The 4,166-nt window shown below is 57.8% G+C and carries 5 protein-coding genes; all 5 read left to right on the plus strand.

The window, feature by feature from the left end; all coding sequences use genetic code 11:
* Nucleotides 1-62: 62 nt before the first annotated feature.
* The 5 genes from DXD94_RS09460 to DXD94_RS09480 all read left to right on the plus strand — a co-directional run bounded on the left by DXD94_RS09460 (nt 63) and on the right by DXD94_RS09480 (nt 3,859).
* A complete protein-coding gene (locus DXD94_RS09460; RefSeq protein ID WP_117636068.1) occupies nt 63-482 on the plus strand; it encodes a PTS sugar transporter subunit IIA in 420 nt (139 codons plus the stop codon).
* A gap of 57 nt (nt 483-539) precedes the next feature.
* Entirely contained in the window at nt 540-1,022 is a 483-nt protein-coding gene (locus DXD94_RS09465) for a PTS sugar transporter subunit IIB (RefSeq protein WP_117636067.1), read from the plus strand.
* Nucleotides 1,023-1,314: 292 nt separating this feature from the next.
* A complete protein-coding gene (locus DXD94_RS09470; protein ID WP_117636066.1) occupies nt 1,315-2,088 on the plus strand; it encodes a PTS sugar transporter subunit IIC in 774 nt (257 codons plus the stop codon).
* Nucleotides 2,078-2,902 (plus strand): PTS system mannose/fructose/sorbose family transporter subunit IID, encoded by an 825-nt coding sequence (locus DXD94_RS09475; RefSeq protein ID WP_369831513.1) that lies wholly within the window; start codon nt 2,078-2,080, stop codon nt 2,900-2,902. The genes DXD94_RS09470 and DXD94_RS09475 overlap by 11 nt, the downstream gene beginning before the upstream one ends.
* Before the next feature lie 111 nt (nt 2,903-3,013).
* Nucleotides 3,014-3,859, plus strand: coding sequence for a sugar phosphate isomerase/epimerase (locus tag DXD94_RS09480; protein WP_055252639.1), 846 nt, complete (start codon nt 3,014-3,016; stop codon nt 3,857-3,859).
* The last annotated feature ends 307 nt before the right edge of the window (nt 3,860-4,166 follow it).

Below are 4,166 nucleotides of genomic sequence, written 5' to 3' on the forward strand. Positions count from 1 at the left end.
ACCTCAAGTACCGCCGCTACTACCACCAGTTCGACTACTAATTCCATTTGGGGGAAACTGTAATGAGGCAATACATCTTCGCCAGCCACGCGCATTTTGCGACCGGCATTAAAGAGAGCACCGAGCTGCTCTCGGGCGCGCGCGATAACGTTCACGATCTATCGATGTTTGTCGACGGTCGCACCGACGTCGCCGAGGAGGCCGCAAAGCTGCTGGCGACCATCGACCCTGCCGATGACGTGATCGTGTGCACCGACCTGTTTGGCGGTAGCGTCAACAACGAGTTCACCAAGATCGTTCAGACGCGTCCCAACACCTACCTTGTCGCCAACATGAACCTGCCGCTGCTGATCCAGCTACTGTTCTCGGACCAGGAGGCTCCCGCCGATCAGGTTATCCGCGAGATAATCGCGGCTGACGACACGCGCGTCAAGTTTGTCAACGATCTGCTGACCGATGCGGATGACGAGGAAGAGTTCTAGTCTCCGCCTGCTATTAATGGGGCCGGGTTTCCGGCATGAGACCTTTGGGGGTCAATCATGATTCAACTGCTTCGCGTCGACCATCGTCTGCTTCATGGCCAGGTGGCCGTCTCTTGGGTCCAGGGCCTGGGCTCCGACTGCATCTTCTGCGTCGGCGACAAGGTTGCCAACGATCCCGTTTGGAAGACCACGCTCAAGATGGGCAAGCCGGCCAACGCCAAGCTCGTCATCAAGGACATGGAACACGCCATCGAGGCAATTAACTCTGGTGTCACTGATAAGTACAAGATGATCATCTGCGTCGCCAGCATCGCCGAGGCCAAGCAGCTTGCCGACGGCTGCCCGCAGATTACCTCGATCAACCTGGGCAACACCAAGTCCAAGGACGAACAGCGTCCCGACGCCCGCCAGGTTTCGCGTCAGGTCTTTGTGACCGCCGCCGAGGAAGAGGAAATCCGCGAGCTCGTCGGTCGTGGTGTCGAGGTCGAGATTCGCGCTCTGGCCGATGACCCCAAGGTCGACGCTATGAGTGTCCTGTAACTTGGGACCACGGGGCGGCACGCATGGTGCTGCCCTATCCGTGGAGTAGCGGATAAACGCTTTACCCGGTAGTCCACCTACCGTTCACCGGAAGTACCTGCCCGTTGAGCGATTGGTATTAAATAGTTTCTGCATGACTATATAATTGGTATGAAATCATTTGTACCGGTTTAGGTGTTAACAGCACGCCGGTACAAGCTGGATCTGCCTAGGCGATTGTCGGCATGGAAAAGGGCGCGCTGACAAGTCGGGAATCGCCGACCGGATCCAAGAGGGATCAAAAGGAGGAACAATGCTTGTTCAAGCGATCCTCATCGGACTTATCGCTGCTTTCGGTAAGCTCGATTATCAGCTCGGTACGCTCTATGCGTTCCGCCCGATCGTTCTGTGCCCGCTCGTCGGCATAGTCCTCGGGGACCTGCAGTCCGGCCTCGCCATCGGCGCGAGCCTCGAGCTGCTCTTCATGGGTTCTATTGCCATCGGCGCTTACGTGCCACCTGATGAGACGATTGGCGGCGTGCTCGCCTGCGCCTTCGCTATTCAGCTGGGCCAGAGCACTGAGGCCGCTATCGCGCTCGCGATGCCCATCGCCACCCTGTGCCTGGCCATCAAGAACGTCATCAACGCCGGTATGCCCCTTCTGGTCGACCGCGCCGACGTCTTTGCCAGCAAGGGTAACCTCAAGGGTATCTACGCTATGCACTGGGTTATCGGTCTTGTGATTGTCGCCCTGGCCTTCTTCCTGTGCTCCGTCTCCTTCTATCTTGGCGCTGACGCCGTTCAGGGTCTGCTCGACTTCATCCCGACGTTTGTCCTTGATGGCTTTGGCGTCGCAGCCAACATCCTGCCTGCCATGGGCTTCGCAATGCTCGGTCGTCTGGTGCTTACCAAGCAGCTCGTGCCGTTCTACTTCCTGGGCTTCCTGATGTGCTCCTATGCCAACGTGCCCGTCCTCGGTGTCGCTCTGATCGCAATCATCATCGGCATCAACAAGTTCGACCTGCTGGGCCTTGGTGGCGCCCAGCCCCAGCTTTCTGTGGAAGGGGATGAGGACGATGACTTCTAATTCCGAGAACCAGATTACTCGCTCCGACCTCATTAAGAGCTCTCTGAGTACCGGCGCTCTGGGCATGGAGTTCTCCTGGACCTACTACAAGCAGATGAACATTGCCTTCTGCCTGATGGTCGCCAACATGCTCAAGAAGATCTATGCCGGCCGTCCCGACGATTACGCCGAGGCCCTGCACCGTCACAGCGCATTCTTCAACATCACCCCGCAGCTCGCTCCCTTCGTGGGCGGCATCGCGATGGCCATGGAAGAGAAGGTCGCTCGCGGCGAGGTTGAGCCCGAGAGCGTCAACGACATCAAGGCCGCCCTCATGGGCCCGCTTTCCGGTCTGGGTGACTCCTTCTTCCTGTCCACCCTGCGCGTTGTTGCCGCTGCCGTGGGCATCAGCCTGTGCCAGGCCGGCAACGCCTTTGGCCCCATCGCCTTCCTGCTCATCTATAACATCCCGGCGTTCCTGATTCGTATCTTTGGCGCTATCAAGGGTTATGAACTGGGCATTGGCTTCCTCAACGAGGCTCAGAAGACCGGTCTGATGCAAAAGATCATGGCCTGCGTCGGCATCGTCGGCGTCATGGTGGTCGGCGCCATGAGCAAGGACATGTTCTGGGCTTCGCTGCCCGTCGCCATCGGTCAGGGCGACTCCGCCCAGACCCTCCAGGACATCCTGGACGGCATCATGCCCGGCATGCTCGGCATGGCCGCCTTCTGGATTTACTACTGGCTGCTCTCCAAGAAGATCAACCCGATGGTCCTGATTCTCTGCACCATGGTCATCGGCATCATCGGTGCCTTCTTTGGCGTGCTTGCCTAATATGTTTAAATCACGCTTCCATCGCGTCTAACGGTTGCGTCGATCTTTGGGGGCTTGTCGCATGTGCGGCAGCCCCCTGTTTTTTAAAAGCCCGTACGAAAGGGGAGGACTATGGCCGTACCCGAGCTTTCGCTCATGAACATCAACCATCGTTACTACAGCATCGAGACGTTCTTTAAGGCTGCAGGCGAGGCGGGTTATCGCAATATCGAGCTGTGGACTGGCTCGATGCACCTGTATGTGGATTGCCACGAGCACGATTCGGTGGATAAGATTCGCGATCTTGCCGCCCAGTACGGCATCAAGATCGTGTGCGTGTGCCCCGAGCAGAACAACCCCAAGCCGTGGAATGTCGCGGTGCGTGGTGAGGCGGGCCAAAAGCGCATACTCTCGTACTTTAAGAATGTCATTGACGTTGCCGTTGAGCTGGGTGCGCCGCAGATTCTGGTGACGAGTGGTTGGGCCTATCTGGACGAGCCGGCTGAGGACGCCTGGGCCCGCAGCGTTGCCATGCTGCGTTCGGTATGCGACTATGCCGATACGCGCGGCATTCGCGTTGCGCTCGAGGCGCTACAGCCGTCGGAGTCCGTGCTGGTCAACACCGCGCAGGACGTCGCGCGCATCCTCGAGGCGGTCGATCGTCCCAACCTGAAGGCTTGTATCGACTTTGGTGCCATGGAAGTTGCCGGCGACACAATCGACGGCTACTTTGAGGTCTTGGGCGACAAGATCGTCCACACCCACTTTGTGGATGTCGGCGGCGGCACGACGCATCTTGCCTGGGGCGACGGCGAGCGCGATATGCGTGCCGACCTCGAGGCGCTCATGCGCCACGGCTATACGGGCTATGCCTCGGCCGAGACGTGTGACGGCCGCTACTATCAGGATCCGTCTAAGGCGACAACTCAGGTTATCGATATGTATCGTCGTGTGATAGCAGAGATGGAAGCCGAATAACCGAACTGCGCGGTTGCGCCGGAAACACTAGGGCGGGTTTGGCGCAACGTAGTTTTAGGTGGCGAGTTGCGGAGTGTTCGTTGCAGTGCTGCTCGAATTAGACAACTAATGGCGTTGTAATACCACTCGGGCGAGGAAACCGACCGTTCACCGTAAATCTCCGTGAGTTTAGATTGGTATTAAATAATGAGCAATCGTATGGCTATAATTGGTATCAGCAAGAAGCGCGATGTATAGAATCGCGCACATGTGATGGGAGGACACACATGAAGGAGACCGAGAAGATCGAGATCATGCACTTCGACCA

Source organism: Collinsella sp. TM10-22 (assembly GCF_003466125.1).
Lineage (GTDB): Bacteria > Actinomycetota > Coriobacteriia > Coriobacteriales > Coriobacteriaceae > Collinsella.

Coding starts and splice junctions, on each gene's coding strand:
- DXD94_RS09480 (WP_055252639.1), top strand. CDS start 3,014: ATGGCCGTACCCGAGCTTTCGCTCATGAACATCAACCATCGTTACTAC.
- DXD94_RS09475 (WP_369831513.1), top strand. CDS start 2,078: ATGACTTCTAATTCCGAGAACCAGATTACTCGCTCCGACCTCATTAAG.
- DXD94_RS09460 (WP_117636068.1), top strand. CDS start 63: ATGAGGCAATACATCTTCGCCAGCCACGCGCATTTTGCGACCGGCATT.
- DXD94_RS09465 (WP_117636067.1), top strand. CDS start 540: ATGATTCAACTGCTTCGCGTCGACCATCGTCTGCTTCATGGCCAGGTG.
- DXD94_RS09470 (WP_117636066.1), top strand. CDS start 1,315: ATGCTTGTTCAAGCGATCCTCATCGGACTTATCGCTGCTTTCGGTAAG.